The 19104-nt window shown below is 66.2% G+C and carries 15 protein-coding genes and 1 riboswitch; of the genes, 9 read left to right on the forward strand and 6 right to left on the reverse strand.

Annotated elements, in window-relative coordinates:
- The first annotated feature begins 95 nt into the window (after positions 1–95).
- The 5 genes from bglX (at position 96) to AC1DQ3_RS11375 (ending at position 8744) form a co-directional block, all read left to right on the forward strand.
- On the forward strand, positions 96–2384 hold the full coding sequence (bglX, locus tag AC1DQ3_RS11355) for a beta-glucosidase BglX (RefSeq protein ID WP_477120468.1): 2289 nt from the start codon (positions 96–98) through the stop codon (positions 2382–2384).
- A 141-nt stretch (positions 2385–2525) separates the two neighbouring features.
- Positions 2526–2999 (forward strand): cobalt-zinc-cadmium resistance protein, encoded by a 474-nt coding sequence (locus tag AC1DQ3_RS11360; RefSeq protein WP_477120292.1) that lies wholly within the window; start codon positions 2526–2528, stop codon positions 2997–2999.
- A 163-nt stretch (positions 3000–3162) separates the two neighbouring features.
- The gene (locus tag AC1DQ3_RS11365; RefSeq protein WP_477120293.1) at positions 3163–4455 is read left to right on the forward strand and encodes a TolC family protein; all 1293 of its coding nucleotides are present in this window, start codon (positions 3163–3165) and stop codon (positions 4453–4455) included.
- A gap of 2 nt (positions 4456–4457) precedes the next feature.
- On the forward strand, positions 4458–5618 hold the full coding sequence (locus tag AC1DQ3_RS11370) for an efflux RND transporter periplasmic adaptor subunit (protein WP_477120294.1): 1161 nt from the start codon (positions 4458–4460) through the stop codon (positions 5616–5618).
- 6 nt (positions 5619–5624) lie between these two features.
- Positions 5625–8744 carry an efflux RND transporter permease subunit gene (locus tag AC1DQ3_RS11375; protein ID WP_477120295.1) on the forward strand — a complete coding sequence of 1040 codons (3120 nt, stop codon included), beginning with the start codon at positions 5625–5627 and terminating at the stop codon, positions 8742–8744.
- Positions 8745–8858: 114 nt separating this feature from the next.
- On the opposite strand, the gene AC1DQ3_RS11380 is transcribed toward AC1DQ3_RS11375, so the two are convergent.
- On the reverse strand, positions 8859–9623 hold the full coding sequence (locus tag AC1DQ3_RS11380; protein WP_477120296.1) for a flagellar brake protein: 765 nt from the start codon (positions 9621–9623) through the stop codon (positions 8859–8861).
- Between the two features lie 319 nt (positions 9624–9942).
- Here AC1DQ3_RS11380 and AC1DQ3_RS11385 point away from each other — a divergent pair, with 319 nt between their 5' ends.
- The gene (locus tag AC1DQ3_RS11385; RefSeq protein WP_477120297.1) at positions 9943–11340 is read left to right on the forward strand and encodes a J domain-containing protein; all 1398 of its coding nucleotides are present in this window, start codon (positions 9943–9945) and stop codon (positions 11338–11340) included.
- A gap of 67 nt (positions 11341–11407) precedes the next feature.
- Here AC1DQ3_RS11385 and AC1DQ3_RS11390 read toward each other — a convergent pair whose 3' ends face one another.
- Positions 11408–12241 (reverse strand): class I SAM-dependent methyltransferase, encoded by an 834-nt coding sequence (locus AC1DQ3_RS11390; protein WP_477120298.1) that lies wholly within the window; start codon positions 12239–12241, stop codon positions 11408–11410.
- Positions 12242–12435: 194 nt separating this feature from the next.
- On the opposite strand from AC1DQ3_RS11390, the gene AC1DQ3_RS11395 reads away from it, so the two are divergent.
- Both AC1DQ3_RS11395 and AC1DQ3_RS11400 read left to right on the forward strand, forming a co-directional pair.
- Complete coding sequence (locus AC1DQ3_RS11395; protein ID WP_477120299.1) at positions 12436–13452, forward strand: AraC family transcriptional regulator; 1017 nt, start codon at positions 12436–12438, stop codon at positions 13450–13452.
- Between the two features lie 154 nt (positions 13453–13606).
- Positions 13607–14677, forward strand: a complete 1071-nt coding sequence (locus AC1DQ3_RS11400; RefSeq protein ID WP_477120300.1) for an MBL fold metallo-hydrolase — start codon at positions 13607–13609, stop codon at positions 14675–14677.
- 21 nt (positions 14678–14698) lie between these two features.
- Here AC1DQ3_RS11400 and AC1DQ3_RS11405 read toward each other — a convergent pair whose 3' ends face one another.
- The 3 genes from AC1DQ3_RS11405 to AC1DQ3_RS11415 form a co-directional block, all read right to left on the reverse strand.
- Complete coding sequence (locus AC1DQ3_RS11405) at positions 14699–15283, reverse strand: TMEM165/GDT1 family protein (protein WP_477120301.1); 585 nt, start codon at positions 15281–15283, stop codon at positions 14699–14701.
- Between the two features lie 5 nt (positions 15284–15288).
- A riboswitch (yybP-ykoY riboswitch) is annotated at positions 15289–15482 on the reverse strand.
- A 37-nt stretch (positions 15483–15519) separates the two neighbouring features.
- Positions 15520–16515: a tripartite tricarboxylate transporter substrate-binding protein gene (locus tag AC1DQ3_RS11410; protein ID WP_477120302.1), complete on the reverse strand. Its 996-nt coding sequence runs from the start codon at positions 16513–16515 to the stop codon at positions 15520–15522.
- 43 nt (positions 16516–16558) lie between these two features.
- Entirely contained in the window at positions 16559–17983 is a 1425-nt protein-coding gene (locus AC1DQ3_RS11415; protein WP_477120303.1) for an amidase, read from the reverse strand.
- A gap of 186 nt (positions 17984–18169) precedes the next feature.
- Between AC1DQ3_RS11415 and AC1DQ3_RS11420 the strand changes: the two genes are divergently transcribed.
- Positions 18170–18865 carry a GntR family transcriptional regulator gene (locus AC1DQ3_RS11420; protein WP_477120304.1) on the forward strand — a complete coding sequence of 232 codons (696 nt, stop codon included), beginning with the start codon at positions 18170–18172 and terminating at the stop codon, positions 18863–18865.
- A 30-nt stretch (positions 18866–18895) separates the two neighbouring features.
- On the opposite strand, the gene AC1DQ3_RS11425 is transcribed toward AC1DQ3_RS11420, so the two are convergent.
- Positions 18896–19033, reverse strand: coding sequence for a hypothetical protein (locus AC1DQ3_RS11425; RefSeq protein ID WP_477120305.1), 138 nt, complete (start codon positions 19031–19033; stop codon positions 18896–18898).
- Between the last annotated feature and the right edge of the window lie 71 nt (positions 19034–19104).

Consider the following 19104-nt stretch of genomic DNA (forward strand, 5'->3'; position numbering starts at 1 on the left):
TGGGGCGCAGTGCAGAAAGATAACGTATTTGGCTTCGCATGCCTGTAAAACAGGAGGTGCGCATCGCCTGGACACTTGGATACCATCAGATGAGAATGCTCGCGTCGCTGGCCCTGTCGGCCAGTCTGGTCTGTTCGCCGGTTCTTGCCGGTCCCGCGTCGGTTTCCCTCGACAACAAGAACGCGTTGATCGCCGATCTCATGGGACGGATGACGCTCGACGAGAAGATCGGCCAGTTGCGCCTCATCAGCATCGGCGAGGACATGCCGCAGCCCCAGCTGCTCAAGGAGATTGCGGCGGGCCGGGTGGGCGGCACGTTCAATTCGGTGACGCGCAAGGACAACCGGCCGATGCAGGACGCGGCAGTAAAGGACAGCCGCCTGAAGATCCCCATCTTCTTCGCCTACGACGTGGTGCACGGGCACCGCACCATATTCCCGATCAGCCTGGGCCTCGCATCGAGCTGGGACATGGAGACCGTGGCGCAGAGTGCACGTGTCTCTGCCATCGAGGCAAGCGCGGACGGCCTTGACATGAGCTTCGCGCCGATGCTCGACATCTCGCGCGATCCGCGCTGGGGGCGCACGTCCGAAGGGTTTGGCGAGGATCCCTATCTCGTCTCGCTGTGCGCCCAGGCCAGCGTCAGGGGGCTGCAGGGAACATCGCCGGCCAATGCCGACAGCGTGATGGCCGTCATCAAGCATTTCGCGCTATACGGCGCCGTGGAAGGCGGGCGCGACTACAACGCGGTCGACATGAGCCCGATCCGCATGTTCCAGGATTATCTGCCGCCGTACCGGGCCGCCGTCGATGCCGGCGCCGGCGGGGTCATGATCGCGCTGAATTCGATCAACGGGGTGCCGGCCACGTCGAACAAGTGGCTGCTGAGGGATCTGCTGCGCAAGACCTGGGGATTCAAGGGCATCACGGTGAGCGATCACGGGGCCATCGACGAGCTGACGCTGCATGGCGTGGCAAAGGACCGGCGCGAGGCCGCCAGGCTCGCCATCCAGGCCGGCGTCGATATGAGCATGCACGACTCGGCTTACCTGGCCTACCTGGCCGGGCTTGTGAAATCGGGCGAAGTGTCCGTGCGCGACGTCGACGACGCGGTGCGTGAGGTGCTGGGTGTCAAGTACGATCTGGGATTGTTCCAGGACCCCTACCGGCGCATCGGCGTCGCCGGGCAGGACCCGGCCGACGTCGACGCGGAGAGCCGCCTGCACCGGGCGGCGGCACTGGCCGCCGCGCGCAAGTCGCTGGTCCTGCTCGAGAACCGCGGCCGGACGCTGCCCCTGAGGAAGACCGGCACGGTGGCGGTCATCGGGCCGTTGGCCGATGCCCCCATCGACATCATGGGGAGCTGGTCGGCGGCCGGCAAATCCCGGCAATCGGTCACGCTGCTGCAAGGCATGCGCGACGCAGTCGCCGGCCAGGGCCGCGTGATCTATGCCCGCGGCGCGAACGTGACCGACGATGCCGGCGTGGTCGGATATCTGAACTTCATGAATCTGGACAAGCCCGAGATCGTGCAGGACAAGCGTTCTCCGGGCGACATGATCGCCGAGGCCGTGGCCGCAGCGCGAAGTGCCGATGTGATCGTGGTGGCCGTGGGCGAGTCGCGCGGCATGTCGCACGAGGCGTCGACCCGCACGAGCCTGTTGCTGCCGGGAAGCCAGGAGACCCTGCTCAAGGCGCTCAGGACGACCGGCAAGCCGCTGGTGGTGGTACTGATGAACGGCCGCCCCCTCACGCTCAACTGGGTGAAGGAGAATGCCGATGCCCTGCTCGAGACGTGGTACGCCGGCACCGAGGGCGGCCATGCTATCGCCGACGTGCTGTTCGGCGATTACAACCCGTCGGGCAAGCTGCCCATTTCCTTTCCGCGTTCGATCGGGCAGGTCCCGACCTATTACAACCATCCACGCATCGGGCGCCCATTCGTACCAGGCAAGGCACCGAACTACACTTCACAATACTTCGAGGAGCCGTCCGGCCCGCTCTACCCGTTCGGCTACGGCCTGAGCTATACGGAATTCAGCGTATCGGACATCAGGCTGTCCAGCCGCACCATGCCGCGCCATGGAACGATCGAGTCCAGCGTGACCGTGAAGAACACCGGGCAGCGCGACGGGGAAACGGTTGTCCAGCTTTATCTCCAGGATGTCGCCGCCTCCGTTGTGCGGCCGGTGAAGGAGTTGAAGGACTTCCGCAAGCTCATGCTCAGGGCGGGTGAGGAGCGCGTGGTGCAWTTCACCATCGATGAAGAGAAACTGAAATTCTTTAACGCCAGACTCGAGTATGTCGTCGAGCCAGGCGACGTCAATGTTCAGATCGGACTCGATTCCGAGGCGGTGCGGGAGCGGAGTTTCGTGCTCGAGTAGCATGATGTTTGGTTCCCCCGGGAACGCACGAGGTGCCAGCCTGTCTATGATTTGCATTCGCGTTACAATGCACCCTCGTCGCAAGGCAGGCTGCTTCCCGCCACGGCGTGGCCTGTGCCCCTTTCGTATTGCCCCCGTTTCATGCGATCCCTGCTGTTGCTGCTGACCGTTCTGTGCTTGTCTTTGCTGTCCCTCGGGGCAGCGGCGAGCGCGCACGCCGGTGTCGCGGGGACGGCATTCGAGCCTGGCCTGACCGATCGGTCCGACCGGTTCGACCGCGTGATCCTGGAATCCACGTTCACCCGCACCCTCGACGAACCGGACGGCAGCGCCGGCCTGGATCGCATCGTAGCGCCGGGCGACGATGGCCTGGCGGGTGAACCGGCCGCTGAGTTGCTGGCGCAGGACGACGATCCTCCCGGCTACTGCGAGATCTGGTCCGCCGACTTGCTCGACCCGCTCGACATGCTCGACGAGATCGAAGAATCCAGCGCGCTCTTCGCGCTGCCTGCCGTGCGCGTTTCCTTGCCTCCCAACGAGATCGCGCAGCAGCTGCCTGCATGCCCGGGTCCTTTGCCCGCGGCGTTCTTCAAGCCTCCCATCTCCCTGATCTGACAGCCCTGGCAACCCCGGCGCGCCATCGGCGTGCCCGGGCTGCGTTCCCATTGCCTGGGCGCCTGGGCCCGATCGCGTCCGCGATCGCTGGCTGACCGTTGGCGCGCGCTGTCTGCGCGTGCCGGCGGCGGGCGCGCAACCGTTTCGCCTGCCCCCTCTTGTCATGCAGATCAAACAGATCACTATGTTTTCCGTGGTGGCGTTGCTGTCGCTCGGAGCCTTGCCGGCTCTCGCGGCGGAAACGTTCACCTTGCCGCAACTGCTGTCGCTCTCGCAGTCCACCAACAAGGGCGTCGAAGCGGCGCAAGCCGGCGTCGATGCCGCCAGCGCCGCCGTGACCAGCGCGCGTGCCTATCCCAATCCACAGGTGGAGGTGATGGTCGGCCGCCTGTCGCCGCGCACCTCCGGCGTAACCGGCGGCGCGGCGCCGACCATGGCCATTACCCAGAAGCTGGACTATCCGCAGCAGCGCAAGCTGCGCGCGGAGATCGCCGGGCGCAGCCTGGAAGCGACCGAAGCCGGCCGCCAGGCATTCCGGGCGGACCTGGCCGCACGCGTCAAGACATCTTATTTCGACGTGCTGCGCCGCGAGATGGAGCTGGCCGCGGCGAAGGAGGACCTGGCCATGATGCGGCAGATCCAGGACCGCGCCCGCCTGCGGGTGGAGGTTGGCGAAGCGCCGCGCTATGAGCTGATCAAAGCCGAAACCGAACTGCTCAGCGCGCAGAAGACGCTGCAGAGTGCCCAGTTGCGCGTCAACCAGGCCAAGGCGGCGTTGCGCCAGCAAGTGGGCGGCGCCTTGCCGGCGGCCTATTCGCTCGCGGGCAGCCTGAACCAGCCGCTGGCGCTGCCGGCCCTGCCTGTGCTGCGCGACACGCTGACCGGCACCAATGCCGAACTGATCCAGCGCCGCCTGGAAGCCGACCGGGCCAGCCTGGGCGTGGATTACCAGCGCTCGCTGCGCCTGCCTGAGCTGGCGGTGCGCGCCAGCGCCGAGCGCCAGCCCGACAACACGGTCTCGCAGGTCGGCCTGGTCCTCACCATCCCGCTGTGGGACCGCCGCAGCGGCCCGGTGGGCGAGGCGACCGCGCAGGCGATCCAGGCCCGCACCGCGCTGGAAGCGCGCGAGTTCGAGCTCACGCAGGAGCTGGAGTCGGCTTACCGGCAGTATGAGATCACGCAAGCGCAGGTGAGCGCGCTGGAAGGCGGCATCGTGCGCCAGGCCGAGTCCGCGCTGGCGGTGGCCGAGTCGGCCTATCGCTTCGGCGAGCGCGGCATCCTGGATTACCTGGATGCACAGCGCGTGCTGCGCGGCGCGCGCAGCGACCTGATCGCCGCGCAATACGAATTGCAGGCGTCCACCATCCAGATCGAGAAGCTGCTGTCGAGCGTACCGGGGCAATCCGCGGCACCTGCGGCTCCATCCGCTCCCTCGGCACCTACGGAAACCCATTAAGCATGCATCCCCATTTCCTTCTTTCCCTGACGGCAACCGCCGTCCTGCTGTTTTCCCTGGCCGGCTGCACCGACGAGCCCGCGCCCGCCACCGAGGCGCCCAGGCAGCCGCCGGGCGTGGTCAAGCCCGAGAGCACCCTGCAGGCATCGCTCAAGGTGGCATCGGTCGCCACCAGTCCCTTCAGCGAAGTGCTGCGGGTCTCCGGCCGCATCGATTTCGACGAGCAGCGCGTGGCGCGCATCGGCGCCAGCGTGACGGGCCGCGTGACGGATCTCTACGGCATCCTGGGCCAGGAGGTCAAGGCTGGCCAGGTCCTCGCACGCCTGCATAGCAGTGAGCTGGGCGCGGCCCAGATGGCCTTCCTGAAGGCCGAGGCCCAGACCGAACTGCAGGTGCGCAACGCCGAACGCGCGCGCCAGTTGTTCGCCGCCGACGTGATCGGCCGTGGCGAGCTGCAGCGGCGCGAGAGCGAGCTGGCGATCTCGTCGGCTGAGATGCGCGCCTATCGCGACCAGCTTCGCGTGCTCGGCATGTCGCCGGCCGCCGTGGCGCAACTCGCCAGCAGCGGCAGTATCGATTCCTACTCGCCGGTGTTTTCCAGCATCAGCGGCACCGTGGTGGAGCGCAACGTGGCCCAAGGGCAGGTGGTGCAGCCTGCCGACGCGCTCTATACCGTGGCCGACCTGTCGCGCGTGTGGGTGGTGGCGGAAGTCCCCGAGCAACAGGCCGCGCTGGTGGCCGAAGGCCAGAGCGTGGACATCGAGGTGCCGTCGCTGGGCAACGGCGCGGGCCAGAAGCAGATCACCGGCAAGCTGATCTACGTGGGCCGTACCGTGAATCCGCAAACGCGCACCGTGCTGGTCCGCACCGAGGTGGAGAACAGCGAAGGGCGCCTGAAGCCAGCCATGCTGGCCAGCATGCTGATTGCCAGCGCGCCGTCCGAGCAACTGGTGATCCCGGAGTCGGCCATCGTGCGCGACGGCAATGACGATCTGGTGTATATCGCGCAGGCCGGCGGCCTGTACCGCCTGGCCAAGGTCAAGCTGGGCGCCGAGAGCGACGGCATGCGCGTGGTGCAGAGCGGCGTGAAGCAGGGCGACCGCATCGTGGTGGACGGCGCCTTCCATCTCGACAATGAGCGCAAGCGCCTGGAACAGGGGTAATCGATCATGATGAAAGCCCTTGTGGAAGCCGCTATCAAGCAGCGGCTGGTGGTTTGCGTGCTGGCCGTGGTGCTGTTCTTCTTCGGCCTGCGCGCGGCGACCAGACTGTCGGTGGATGCCTTCCCCGACGTCACCAATGTGCAGGTGCAGATCGCCACCGAAGCCACCGGCCGTTCGCCGGAGGAGGTCGAGCGCTTTGTCACCGTGCCGGTGGAAATGGCAATGACCGGGCTGCCCGGCCTGGAGGAGATGCGCTCGCTCAACAAGGCGGGCCTGTCGCTGATCACGCTGGTGTTCACCGATGCGACGGACGTCTACTTCGCCCGCCAGCTGGTGATGGAGCGCCTGATCGAGGTGGCCGGCCGCATGCCTGAAGGCGTGACGCCGGTGCTCGGCCCGGTCTCCACCGGCCTGGGCGAGATCTACCAGTACACGCTGGACCGCGCCGACGATGGCAACCGTGCGCTGACGACCGAAGCGCTCACCGAACGGCGTGTCGCGCAGGACTGGGTGGTGCGCCCGCTGCTGCGCTCGATCCCCGGCGTGGCGGAAATCAACTCGCAGGGGGGCTTCGTCAGGCAGTACCAGGTGCTGGTCAATCCGGACCGCATGCGCCATTACGAGGTCACGCTGCAGCAGGTCTACCAGTCGCTCGCGCGCAATAACGCCAACTCCGGCGGCGGCGTGCTGCCGCACTATGCCGAGCAATACCTGATCCGCGGCGTGGGCCTGGCCCGTGGCGTGGACGATCTCGGCAGCATCGTGCTCAAGGAGGTCTCGGGCACGCCGGTCTATGTGCGCGACGTGGCCAACGTGACCATCGGCCACGAGGTACGGCAGGGCGCGCTGGTCAAGAACGGCGAGACCGAGTCGGTCGGCGGCATCGTGATGATGATGCGCGGCGGCAATGCCAAGGAAGTGGTGAGCCGCGTCAAGGCCCGCGTGGCCGAGATCAACGAGCGCGGCATGCTGCCGGGCAAGCTGCAGATCGTGCCGTACTACGACCGCAGCGAGCTGGTGGACTCCGCGCTGTGGACCGTCACCAAGGTGCTGCTCGAAGGCGTGGTGCTGGTGGTGATCGTGCTGTTCCTGTTCCTGGGGGATGTGCGCTCGTCCGTCATCGTGCTGGCCACGCTGGTGCTCACGCCATTGATGACCTTCATGGTGATGAACCAGGTGGGCCTGTCGGCCAACCTGATGTCGCTGGGGGGGCTTGCCATCGCCATCGGCTTGATGGTCGATGGTTCGGTGGTGGTGGTGGAGAACGCGTTCGAGCGGCTTGGGCATCAGGCCAGGAGCGGCCTGACCAGGACCGAGATCCTGGTCAGGGCCGTGCAGGAAGTGGCCACGCCGGTGATCGTCGGCGTGGGCATCATCATCCTGGTGTTTCTGCCGCTGATGACGCTGACCGGCATGGAAGGCAAGATGTTCGCGCCGCTGGCGTTCACCATCTCGATCGCGCTGGCGATCTCGCTGTTCCTGTCGCTGACGCTGTCGCCGGTGTTGTCTTCCTACCTGCTCAAGGGCGGGGCGGAGCACGATACCTGGCTGATCGCCTTCATGAAGCGCCACTACTTGCGCATGCTGCACTGGGCGCTGAACAATAGCCGGAAGACTGTCATTGGCGCAGTGGCGGCGTTCATGGCCACCATCGCCATCGTGCCGCTGCTGGGCACGTCGTTCATCCCCGAGATGAAGGAGGGCTCCATCGTGCCGGCGCTGGACCGCGTGCCGAATATCTCGCTGGAGGAATCGGTCAAGCTGGAGATGGAGGCCAACAAGCTGGTGCTGTCGGTGCCGGGCGTGAAGTCGGTGGTGTCCGGCGTGGGCCGCGGCGAGAGCCCGGCCGACCCGCAGGGGCAGAACGAATCGACCCCGATCGCCAGCCTGAAGGACCGCGACGAGTGGCCCGTCGGCTGGACGCAGGACGATATCGCCAACGCCATCCGGGAGAAGCTCAAGGCCCTCCCCGGCGTGCAGATCGTGATGGCGCAACCGATTTCCGACCGCGTCGACGAGATGGTCAGCGGCGTGCGTTCGGACGTGGCGGTGAAAGTGTTCGGTGACGACCTCGACAAGTTGCGCGAGCTGGCGGGCGAGATCGCACGCGTGGCCGGCGGCATCCAGGGCGCGCAGGATATCCGCATCGAGCGGATCTCCGGGCAGCAGTACCTGTCGATCGAGATCGACCGGCAGGCTATTGCGCGCTACGGGCTCAATGCTTCGGACATCCACGACATCATCGAGATCGCCATCGGCGGCAAGCGCGCCACGGACATCTTCGAAGGCGAGCGCCGCTTTGCCGCGGCGGTGCGCCTGCCCGAGGCGTTCCGCGACAACGTGCAAGCCATCCGCCAGTTGCTGGTGGCCGCGCCCAACGGCGCCCAGGTGCCGCTGCAAAGCGTGGCGAAGATCGAGGTGACCGACGGCCCCGCGCAGATCAGCCGCGAAATGGCCAAGCGCCGCGTGGTGGTGATGATCAACGTCAAGGACCGCGACCTTGGCGGCTTCGTCGCCGAGCTGCAGCAGGCCGCGCACAGCAAGGTCAAGCTGCCGGAAGGCTATTACCTGGAGTGGGGCGGCCAGTTCCAGAACATGGAACGCGCCATGGCCCACCTGAAGATCATCGTGCCGGTGACCATCGCCGCGATCTTCTTCCTGCTGTTCCTGCTGTTCAACTCGGCGCGCTTTGCCACGCTGATCATCACGGTGCTGCCGTTCGCATCGATTGGCGGCATCATCGGCCTGTTCATTACCGGCGAGTATCTGTCGGTGCCGGCTTCGGTGGGCTTTATCGCGCTGTGGGGCATGGCGGTGCTCAACGGGGTGGTGCTGGTGTCGTATATCCGTACGCTGCGCGACTCGGGCTTGTCGCTGGACCAGGCGGTGATCCAGGGCGCGACCCAGCGTTTCCGCCCGGTGATGATGACGGCCACCATCGCCATGCTGGGGCTGGTGCCCTTCCTGTTCTCCACCGGACCGGGCTCCGAAGTGCAGCGCCCGCTGGCGGTGGTAGTGATCGGCGGGCTGATCACCTCGACCTTGCTGACGCTGGTGATGGTGCCTACGCTCTACCGGTGGTTCGATAACCGCAAGCCGGATCCGATGCGCGATGTGCCGGTGTGATTTGCGGGTAGGTAGTATCAGAGTGACCGGTCCGGTCGGATAAGGCGACCCGACGACCAGATCCATCGGCTCCGGTATTCCCGTTACGAGCTCGCGGTCACGGACTGACCCAGGTCACTCACGTCCCGCCAGCTCGATGTGATAGACCAGGCGCTGGAGGAAGGTCTGCTGGGCGGGTGCCAGGGAGACATAGGTACAGCCAATATGGTGCATGGCACGCTGGTCGCTCCATACCAGGCCGTGCCCGACCACCTGCAGGTCGAACTCCAGTTCGCCCTGGCTGCGAAAGTCGAGCCTGCACTTCTGCAGGATCGTGCCCGCCGGCAACGGGTCCGTGCTCGCAAGCTTGGTGCGAAGGCCAACGCCGGACAGCGAGAGGTCGGCGATATCCAGCTTCAGAAGCTGGTCATCGGGCGTGCGTACCTCGCAGCGATAGCCCATGGCGGCGTGCGGGCGCGCACGGGGATGGCGACGGCGTTCGAAATGATAGAGCTGGGTCGGGAAGGCTGCGGCGCAGGCCATGCCGCCCTGATACTGGATCGGGTAGGGTTTTCCGATGACAAACTGGATCTTGACATCGCGCAGCACCGCGGAGACAGCGATCTCGTCCGATGTCAGCAGCAAATCCCGCTCGGCCACCGTGCGGCATCCGTCGAAGATGAAGGTACGGCCTGCAGGGTCAACCTTCAGCAATGTGGTGGCAATCCTGTAGCCGTCGCGCGTGCGTAGCCTGACGACGCACTTCAGCCAGGCCAGGTCGAGCAGCACGGCACTGATCTGCATGGGAAGGGTCAGCCGATGGCGGGCATCGGATGGGAAGCCGTCCGGCGCTTGCGTGCCTTCGCCCTGGCGCCTGGCATTGGAGGGGTTGAGGCTCACGGAATCCTTCGACAAAATCGGAATCGACGAGGGCGGCGTCTCGATTCCAGCGACGGTATTGGTCAGTTATGCGAACAGCCCGGCCGAAGCACCCGGACGCTTCCCTGTGAGACGATAGATAACGGCAGGAAGCGGCGGGACTTTAGCCCTACGTTCGAGGGGGAAGGCCGGCAGCGCTCGATCCGCCGCAATCCGGCGCCGTGTGTTGCGTCCTGTGTGGCGAGCCGTGTTGCATTCACGCGCCATGCGATCATGCGGCGCAAGCGATTCCTGGTGGCCATACGGTAGTATTTCCCGACCACAAGTTCTGCCAATTGAGATGGGAAGCCGCGATCCAAAAGGGTATTACGCAATACTGGGGGTACGCGTCAATGCGGACACGGCCGAGGTCAAGGCCGCCTATCGCCGCAAGGCGATGGAGCTTCACCCGGACCGCAATGGTTCGGCAGATGCCACAAGGCAGTTCCAGCTGCTTAACGAGGCCTACGCGATCCTCGGCAATCCTGTTTCCCGGGCCCGATACGACACGGCGCCGGCCGATCCGGTCGGGGAGCCCGCGGCCAAAAGTCGCAAGGTGCCCGATCCCGTCGTCTGCTCCTGCTGCGGCAAGGTCACCGCACAGCCGCGATACGCGGTCTTCCTCGAAGTCAAGAGCTTCCTGCTATTGACGAAGCGCGCGGCGATCCAGGGCATCTTCTGCAGCGCCTGCGCCGAGAAGAAGGCCCTCAAGGCATCGGCGGTCACCTGGCTGCTCGGCTGGTGGGGCTTTCCCTGGGGGCCGATCTACTCCGTCCAGGCCCTTGCCACCAACATGGTCGGCGGCAAGCGGCAGGCCAGTGCGAACGCCCGGCTCGCAGCCCACCAGGCGCGGTTCTTCGCCGCCACGGGCAAGACAGAGATGGCGCGTGCAATCGCCATGGACGCCCTGGGCCTGGCGAAACAGATCGGCGTCAAATCGCAGCCGCAGCCGGCCAGGAAGGCGAGGGGCGACGAAATCGACGATGAGGGCGCCGCGCTGCGAGCCCAGATCGAGAAGCTGCTGGGCACGCTGGGCGGCGCCGGCGGGGCCCGGCTCAAGGATGCGTGGCGCCTGATGCGCAGGCCGTTCTACGTGCAAGGCATCGTGGCGGCCGCCGTCGCCGGTGGTCTCTGGTATGCGATCGGGAATACGTCGTCCGGTTCAACGTGGCGCCGCCCACCTGACGCGCTGATGAGCGCGCTGCCTCAGTGGTCGAAGCCCGATTTTGCGGTGCCGTCGACCGGCGCGCTACCGTCGGCGGCCCCCGCGCCTGCCGGTCCGGCATACACCCGGCCCGCGGCGGCGCCCAACGGAGTCCCCTGGCCGGCTACCGCGGCCTATGTGAGCGGCTACCCTCGCGCCAACGCAAACGGGCTATCCAAGGTCACGGTGGACAACAGCCGGAACGACTCGGACGTCTTCGCCAAGCTGGTCTCGGTCGATGGCGCCAACGCCTACCCCGCGCGGACCTTCTACATTCCGGCCCATGGCCGGTTCACGGTCGAGAACATCGCGGCAGGCAACTATGACCTGCGCTACCGGGACCTGCGCACCGGGGGGCTGGCGCGCACCGAGCTGTTCAACCTGGAGGAAAGGCAGGTCTACAACGGCACGCAGTTCAGCGAGACGACGTTGACGCTCTACAAAGTCCGCGATGGGGGCAGGCAAACATACGGGCTTGCAGAGGACGAGTTCTAGGCTGCGTCCGCCTATCCGTTCGCCTGCCCGGCGCGGTTCACGCCACCATCGCGCGCCTTTCGTGCCCTCACTTGCGCTCAATCACCACCTCGAGATACTCGCTGGGCAACACCAGCGTCCCATCGCCCGACCGGTTCCTGCTCCCCATCAACGCCAGCAGGTCCTGTCCAAAGGCAGCCTGCTTGTCGGCGTCGAGCGCAGCGAACGCCTTGTTCATTGGCCCGTAGTACGTGCGGAAGATGTCGAGAAAGTGCAGCGGCGAGTAGTAGCGGAAGGTGAATTCACGCGTGGCCGTGTGGATTGCCCGCGCGGTGTCGCCGAACAAGGTATCGAGTGCGGCCTTGGTGCCCCACAATGCCGGCGACTTGACGCCCGGCGCGGGCGGAATGTACTTGCCGATCGTCTTGAACACCTGCCCGATAAAACTCTCGGGTGTCCAGTTTGCCAGTCCGATCCTGCCGCGGGGTTTGCAGACGCGCGCGAGTTCGTTCGCTGCCTGCTCCTGGCTGGGGGTGAACATCACGCCAAAGGTGGACATCACCACGTCGAACGACGCGTCGGGAAACGGCAAGTCCTCGGCATCCGCTTCCTGGAACCTGATCAAATGGCCTTCGGCCTGCGCGCGCACCCGACCGGCCTCGAGCAGCGCGGGCACATAGTCGGTGGAAGTGACTTCGCACCAACGGCGCGCGGCCGCCAGCGTGGCATTGCCGTTGCCGGCGGCGACGTCGAGCACCTGGGCGCCGGAGCGCAGGTCGAGCGCCTCGCACAGGTTCTCGCCGACGATCTGCAGCGTGGTGCCCACGACAGCGTAGTTGCCCGTCGACCAGGCGGCTTGCTGGCGGGTCTTGACCGCGGCGAGATCGATGACGGGGGCGGGATTGGAAAGGACAGCGGACATGGCAGTACTCCTTATAGTGGATTGCACTCGTCCTGCCGGTGCGGGATTGTCCGGCGGTATCCATGCGAAAGCCCTCCAGATCGGGTGTTGTCGCGGATGGGCCTGGGTGTAGTATCTTGACGTTGCCTGCCCCGATGAATGCTCGGGCGTCCAGCGTTCTTGCGCGGGACGCCGGAAATTGACGGACGCTGTTCATGGATGCCGTTTCCGATGTCCTTCGCGTGGTACGCCTGAGCGGCGCGGTCTATCTCGACGGAGAATTCACCGCGCCGTGGTGCGTGCTTGGCGAAGCGGATGCCGCGCTTTGCGAAGCGTTCCTGCCGCGCACCCAGCGCATCGTGTCATTCCACCTGGTTACCGAGGGGAGTTGCTGGGCACGGCTTGCGGACGATCCCATGTCGGCCATTCATCTCACTGCCGGCGAACTGCTGGTGGTGCCGCAAGGCGAGTCGCACATCATGGCCAGCGTCCTCGATCTATCCCCGGTGCAGGTGGGGCCGTTGCTCGCCACCCAACTGGAGACGGCGCCGCGCCAGGTGATGAGGTTGTCATACGGCGGCGGGGGAACCGGCACGCGTCTCGTGTGCGGATTCCTGGCCTGCGACGATATCCTGGGCAACCCCTTGCTATCCGCGCTGCCGCGTATCTTCAAGGTCGATATGCGCAACGATCCGCGCTCCGCCTGGCTGGATGCGTCGCTCCAGTTCGCGACGGCCGAGGCCGCCGACTTGCGGGCCGGCAGCGAGGTCGTCCTTGCCAGGTTGTCCGAACTGCTCTTTGTCGAGGCAGTGCGCCGCTGTATCGATGGGTTGCCGGCGGACAAGAAGGGATGGCTTGCCGGCGTGCGCGACCGGTTCGTGGGGCGGGCGTTATCGATGCTCCACGCGCAACCCGCCCGTGACTGGACCGTTGACGAACTCGCGCGCGCTGCCGGGCTGTCGCGCTCGGCGCTGGCGCAACGCTTTACCGACCTGCTTGGCCAACCGCCGATGCAATACCTGGCGCACTGGCGCCTGCGGATTGCGGCGCAGGAACTCCTGGCCGACGGAAAATCGGTTGCCTCGGTGGCGGAACACGTCGGCTATGAGTCGGAAGCCGCATTCAACCGGGCATTCAAGCGCGAATTCGGCTTGCCGCCGGCTGGCTGGCGAAGGTGCCGTGGAAAGGGCGCGGCGATCGCACCCGCATCCGAGCGCTCGGGACCGGCATAGCAGCGGCAGCCCGGTGCTAGCGGTCAGCCCCTCGCACGCGAACAACACGCCGCGGCACGTGGCATGAACGGGCATTCGCGCTGCGCGGTCGGCACTGCTGTGCGAATGCCCGGACCTCGGTAGAATCCCGCACGGAACCAAAGGATAAGACGAAATGAGCGACGCGAGTTTGACCCCCTCCGCCGAGAGCAGACCTGTTCTCGAATATCCATGCGGAGACGCACCGGCACCGGGCAGCGTGCGGGAAATCGTACCGGGCTTGCTGTGGATACGGATGCCGATGCCTTTTGCGCTCAGCCACATCAACCTGTGGGCGGTGCGCGACGGCGACGGGTGGGCGGGGGTCGACGCCGGGTTGCAGACCAGCGAGACTGCCGCCGCCTGGCGCGATCTTTTTGCACGGGGCGGGGCGCTGGAGGGCGGCCTGACCCGGCTGTTCGTCACGCACATGCATCCCGACCATATCGGCATGGCCGGCTGGCTGACCCGCAAGTTCGGCTGCCGCCTGTGGATGACCCGGCTGGAATACCTGAACTGCCGCGTGCTCGCCGCGGACACAGGGCGCGAGGCGCCGGAGGACGGCGTGCGCTTCTATCGCCGCGCGGGCTGGGACGACAATGCCATCGAGTCCTACCGCGCGCGTTTTGGCGGCTTCGGTAAATACGTCCATGCCTTGCCCGACAGCTACCGGCGCGTGCGCGACGGCGAGAACCTGACGATTGGCGATCACCAATGGCAGGTCGTCGTCGGCAACGGGCATTCGCCCGAACATGCCTGCCTCTATAGCGAGGCGTTGAAGATCCTGATCAGCGGCGACCAGATCCTGCCGCGCATCTCGTCCAATGTGTCGGTTTTTCCCACCGAGCCAGACGCGGATCCGATGGGCGACTGGCTGGCCTCGCTCGCCAAGCTGCGCAAGGAAGTCCCGGACGATGTGCTGGTGCTGCCGGCCCATAACGAGCCCTTCCGCGGCCTGCATGCGCGCATCGATTACCTGGAACGCAGCCAGCACCAGGCGCTCGACCGGCTGCGGCAGGCGTTGTCCGAGCCAAGGCGGGCGGTGGATGTCTTCGCCCAGCTATTCTCGCGCCCCATCGACGGCGAGCCCGGACTGCTGGGCATGGCGACGGGCGAAAGCATTGCCCACCTGAACTACCTCGTGCATCGGGGGGAGGCCGTGATGGAAGTGGGCGCGGACGGCATTGCCCGATATCGCAAGGCTTGATGCCGGCGGCGGCCCTGACGCTCAGGTGCCAAGATTCAAGCCGAAATTCACCTTGAACAGGATCAGGATGCCGAACACCGCGAACAGCGCGGCAGCGACGAAGCGCATCTTGCTCAGCGGAATCATGCGGGTCAGGCGTTCGCCCAGCAGGACCGCCGGCACATTGGCCGCCATCATGCCGAGCGTGGTACCGACCACGACCATGCTCAGGTTGGCGTACTGCGCGCCCAGCGCGATGGTGGCGAACTGGGTCTTGTCGCCCATCTCGGCAAGGAAGAAGGCCACCACGGTGGTGGCGAAGGCGCCCGCCCGCTTGCCGTTCTTCCCATCATCGTCGAGCTTGTCGGGGATCAGGGCCCAGGCGGCGAATCCCAGGAAGGCGATGCCCAGCACCCAGCGCGTCACATCCGGGCTGACGTGCGACGCGGCCCAGTCGCCCAAGGCGGCGGCAAAGAGGTGGTTGAAGATGGTGGCAATGAAAATGCCCGCAATGATGCTCCACTGCTTGCCGGGAAACCGGGAGGCCAGGAGAAAGGACAGGAGCTGGGTCTTGTCGCCCATTTCTGCCAGGGCGACCATGCCGAATGAAGCAACGAGTGCTTCCATGAGATATCCAAAGGGGCCGGCAACACACGAACCAATGACTCCGCTGCCCAGTGCCAGCCCCAGCTGGTGGACAGAAAAGTCAAAGGTCTCGCTGAGCCAATCAGGCTGCCGGCGCCATGGTTTTTTGTACCAAGTATGTTGACGTCGGCTCCTCCAGGGGGACTGGAGGCTAGCTACTCCCCTAAGACGGCGCAGATGGTACCACAACCTTGCGCTGAACGGCGATCGAGCCGCGCTCAGTCCTCGGCGACGAAGCCGGTAGCCTCCACGATCGGTTTCCACGCGGCGCGCTCCAGCTGGATGCGGTGCCGTGCCTCCTGGCCCGGCCCGGCAGCCACCTCCAGGCCGAGGGCTTCGAGCTTGCCGGCGGTCGCAGCGTTGCCCGATGCGGTGATAAACATCTTCTCGACCTTGGCGACCACATCCGCTTGCGTGCCGGCGGGCAGGAAGGCGCCGTACCAGCTGGTCGCGTATTCGAACTGGTTGAAGCCCTGTTCCTTCAGCGTCGGGACGTCCGGCAGGGCCTTGGCGCGCCGCGTGCCGCTGACGCCCAGGAACTGCAGCTTGCCGCCCTTGTACAGCGGCATCATGCTGGCGACGGCATCCCAGCCGATCGACACCGTGCCGCTGATCACGTCCACCAGCATCGGGGACGCGCCACGGTAGGCGGCGGGCGTGATGTTGATGCCAAGCGATTTGCCCAACGCCACCGTGCCGAGGTGGCCGGCGCTGCCGATGGTCGCCAGCCCCAGGCTGGCGCCGCCTGGATTGCGCCTGGCCCACTCGACGTATTCCTTCATGTTCCGGTACGGCTGCTGGACACCGGCGGCGATCACCGTGGGCACGTCGGTCAGCACGGCGGCCGGCACCAGGTCCTTGTCGGCGTCGTAGCCCGGTTTCCTGTAGGTCAGCGGGAAGATGGTGAACAGCGGCGAAGGCCCGATGAAGATGGTCTTGCCATCCGGCTTCGCGCGCTTGACGTAGTCGAGCGCCAGGCGCGCCGAGGCGCCGGGCTTGTTCTCGACGATGACGGTGCCATGTCCATCCTGGCGCAGTTGCTCGGCATAGATCCGGGCGAGGCTGTCCGCCGCGCCACCGGGCGCGTAGCCGACGATGATATGCATCGGCACATCCGCGCCTTGCGCGGCGGATGCCGGGCGGGGCAGGGCGAGGACGGCTGCCGACAGCGCCAGCGTGTTGATCACAAGTTTGCCGCGGAAAGCGTGGGTCATGTCGGAGGCAGTTATCAAACGATAAAAAGGAAGGGGCGGGGTGTCACGGCTGCGGCCACCGGGCAAGCAACCCGTGCGCGGCTTCGAACAGCGCCGACACGCGCAGCAACTCGGCATCGCCGCGGAACTGTCCCACCAGCTGGAAGCCGATCGGCAGGCCGTCGCTGCCGAAGCCGCAAGGCAGGCTGATGGCGGGATGGCCGGTCATGTTGAACGGCATCGTCCATGGGAACCAGTGCGCGCGCACGTTTTCGAAGGCGTGGCCGTCGATGTCGATGGTGCCGAACAGATCCTGTTCGACCGGCAGCGCCGTGCGCGTCAGCGTGGGCATGGCGAGAAGATCGCCGTGTTGCAATAGTGCCTGCACGCGCTGGAATAGCTTCGAGCGATCGAACATCGCCTGCTGGTACTCCACGCCGCTGACCTGCGCGGCGGAGGCCACCTGCTTCAGGAAGGTGGCGCTGAGCTGGTCGCCGTGCTCCTGCGCAATGGCGGCAAAGCGCGCGCGCCATACCGTATGGTTGATGGCGCGCCAGATGGGCTCCACGTCGAAGCCTTCGCCGGAGAATGCCTCCAGTTCCGCGCCAAGGTCCGCCAGCTTCGACAAGCTGGCCTCGAACGCGCGTGCAACCTCGGCCGATACCGGGCGCCCGGGCGGGGACAGGCAGTAAAGGATCCGGCGGCCGCGCAAATCGCCTTGCGCAAGGGCCGCGCCGACATAGTCGGGCTTCGGCACGCCGATCGACCACGGATCGCAGGCATGCTCGCCGGCCATGACCTGCATCATCAGCCCGGTGTCAGCAACCGTGCGCGTGGTGGGCGTGACATAGGTCTGGTTGCCGAAGAGGTCTTGCGCCTGGCTGTGCGGGATCACGCCGTTGCTCTGCTTGATGCCGACCACGCCGTTGCATGCCGCCGGAATCCGCGTGGAGCCGCCGCCGTCGGTGGCGACCGCGAGCGGCGCGATGCCGCTGGCCACGGCGACCGCCGCGCCGCCGCTCGATCCGCCGCTGGTGCGCTCGCGGCTCCATGCATTGCGCGTGCGGCCGAACAGGGGCGAATCGGTCAGGCATTTGGAGCCGAACTCGGGCGTGGTGGTCTTGCCGATCAGGATGGCGCCTTGCTCGCGCAGGCGCGCGATGGCCACCGCATCGTGATCGGGCACGTTGTCCCGATACGGCGCCACGCCAAACGTGGTGCGCACCCCCTTGGTGTTGACGAGATCCTTGGCGGTGAACGGGATGCCGTGCAGCAGCCCCAGCGGCTTGCCCGCCATGACTGCCTGTTCCGCTTCGCGGGCCGCGGCCATGGCGTCATCGGCGCACAGCGTGATGAAGCAGTTCAGTTCGGGCTGCAGCCGGGCGGCGCGGCCGAGCACGGCCTGCGTGAGTTCGACCGGCGAGATTTCCTTGCGGGCGATGCGGCCGCGAAGTTCGGTGGCGGACAGGAAGCAAAGCGCATCGCTCATCGGCGGGCGTCTCCAGAAAGGTCTCGGGGGTGTCCTGGACGCCACGCCACGCACGGCTTTGGTTTTTGGATCCAGAATCCAGTGTTTGAGGCTATAGTAGACCCGTGGGCAGCCCTTGTAAACTGCGCCAACCGGATCGTGATCACCCGGCGGGGAGCCGCGCTTGGATGCCTTGAGAGGGGGCAAATGGCAGAGACATTCGAATGGCAGGGCCGGGTGCGGCTGGTCGAGGAAGTCGCCCAGGTGCTGCGCCAGCGCATCTACCGCGGCGTCTATCCGCCGGGCAAGCCGCTGCGGCAGGTCGAGATTTCCGACGACCTGAAGATCAGCCGCACGCCGTTGCGGGAGGCGCTGCGCATTCTCGAGCGGGAAGGACTGGTCAGCGCCGAGACCGCGCGCGGCGTCACCGTGGTGAGCGCGGATTTCCGGCAGTTGATGGATGCCTACGAACTGCGCGAGGTCATCGATGGCCTGGCGGCGCGGCTGGCGGCGTCGCGCGCCAGCGGGCTGGCCGGCGCGCCCTTGCGCGCCATCATCGAAACGCAGCGGCGCAGTCTCGAGCCCTGGCTGCCCGAGGTGTATACGGCGGCCAATGTCGAGTTTCATACGGCGATCATCGGCCTGGCAGCGAACGAGTACCTGGCGCGGCAGGTACCCATCGTGCATATGACGTCCCAGGTGTTCGCGCCCAGGATCCTGTTTGCGCGGGATCGCGCGCTGGCCGCCATCGAGGAGCACGAGCAGATCGTGCTGGCCATCGAAGGCGGGGATGCCGACCAGGCGGAGCATCTTGCCCGCCTGCATATCCGGAATTCCATGGCGCGGCTCAAGGCGCTGGCGCAGATCGCTACGGAGGACACGCCGGCCATCGCTGAACCATGAAAGCCCGATCGGCGCGGCGACCTGACTGGCTTATCGCTGCGGGCTCTCGACGGCCTGGGGCGCGTCCTGCCGCAGCGCCGGATGATGACGGCTGACGCTGCTTGCGCCGAGCAGCAGCGCCCCGATAAAGACCACGATATACGCCCCGAAAGCAAGTGCTGCTTCCATGTCTGACCCCTCGTCGATCGTGCGTTATGTTCTTCTGGTATGGGGCCAGTATGGGCAAAAGCAGGACCGGT

The sequence above is a fragment of the Cupriavidus sp. 01T418 genome, from assembly GCF_056398885.1.

What these genes read in the sequence shown, in the direction of transcription:
- AC1DQ3_RS11360 (WP_477120292.1), top strand. Translation starts at nt 2,526, where the DNA reads ATGCGATCCCTGCTGTTGCTGCTGACCGTTCTGTGCTTGTCTTTGCTG.
- AC1DQ3_RS11365 (WP_477120293.1), top strand. Translation starts at nt 3,163, where the DNA reads ATGCAGATCAAACAGATCACTATGTTTTCCGTGGTGGCGTTGCTGTCG.
- AC1DQ3_RS11370 (WP_477120294.1), top strand. Translation starts at nt 4,458, where the DNA reads ATGCATCCCCATTTCCTTCTTTCCCTGACGGCAACCGCCGTCCTGCTG.
- AC1DQ3_RS11375 (WP_477120295.1), top strand. Translation starts at nt 5,625, where the DNA reads ATGATGAAAGCCCTTGTGGAAGCCGCTATCAAGCAGCGGCTGGTGGTT.
- AC1DQ3_RS11385 (WP_477120297.1), top strand. Translation starts at nt 9,943, where the DNA reads ATGGGAAGCCGCGATCCAAAAGGGTATTACGCAATACTGGGGGTACGC.
- AC1DQ3_RS11390 (WP_477120298.1), bottom strand. Translation starts at nt 12,241, where the DNA reads ATGTCCGCTGTCCTTTCCAATCCCGCCCCCGTCATCGATCTCGCCGCG.
- AC1DQ3_RS11395 (WP_477120299.1), top strand. Translation starts at nt 12,436, where the DNA reads ATGGATGCCGTTTCCGATGTCCTTCGCGTGGTACGCCTGAGCGGCGCG.
- AC1DQ3_RS11400 (WP_477120300.1), top strand. Translation starts at nt 13,607, where the DNA reads ATGAGCGACGCGAGTTTGACCCCCTCCGCCGAGAGCAGACCTGTTCTC.
- AC1DQ3_RS11405 (WP_477120301.1), bottom strand. Translation starts at nt 15,283, where the DNA reads ATGGAAGCACTCGTTGCTTCATTCGGCATGGTCGCCCTGGCAGAAATG.
- AC1DQ3_RS11410 (WP_477120302.1), bottom strand. Translation starts at nt 16,515, where the DNA reads ATGACCCACGCTTTCCGCGGCAAACTTGTGATCAACACGCTGGCGCTG.
- AC1DQ3_RS11415 (WP_477120303.1), bottom strand. Translation starts at nt 17,983, where the DNA reads ATGAGCGATGCGCTTTGCTTCCTGTCCGCCACCGAACTTCGCGGCCGC.
- AC1DQ3_RS11420 (WP_477120304.1), top strand. Translation starts at nt 18,170, where the DNA reads ATGGCAGAGACATTCGAATGGCAGGGCCGGGTGCGGCTGGTCGAGGAA.
- AC1DQ3_RS11425 (WP_477120305.1), bottom strand. Translation starts at nt 19,033, where the DNA reads ATGGAAGCAGCACTTGCTTTCGGGGCGTATATCGTGGTCTTTATCGGG.